The sequence below is a fragment of the Bacillus sp. SIMBA_005 genome, assembly GCF_046535585.1.
In the GTDB taxonomy this organism is placed as follows: Bacteria; Bacillota; Bacilli; order Bacillales; family Bacillaceae; genus Bacillus; species Bacillus pumilus.
Genome location: NZ_JAWRWI010000750.1, coordinates 1 through 255, shown reverse-complemented (window position 1 = coordinate 255; position 255 = coordinate 1). Strand labels below are relative to the sequence as shown.

The window sequence follows — 255 nt, the reverse complement described above, 5'->3', positions numbered from 1 at the left end:
CGAAAAAGCCCAGCATTCCCGCTTTTGCCGCTTTAATGACCATCTGTTCCGAAGCAATTCCCCTGTACATGGAGCCCGTCATGTAAGCATATTGGATGTTATAATCTTTTTTAAAATCTTCGTTCCCTAATCTCATTCCCGCCGTTTTTTGTGAATGAGCTGCCGATGCTTTAACATCAGCAGTATCAGACTCTTCTTTCGGCATAGGTAATGGGACGGCATCTTTTTGAATCTGCCGCGTCAGTTTTGTCAGCA

Annotated in this window: 1 protein-coding gene; it reads right to left on the bottom strand. The window is 44.3% G+C overall.

The window, feature by feature from the left end; genetic code table 11:
• On the bottom strand, window positions 1-205 hold a 205-nt coding region (locus tag SB660_RS22065), incomplete at its 3' end, for a hypothetical protein (protein ID WP_410584599.1).
• Between the last annotated feature and the right edge of the window lie 50 nt (window positions 206-255).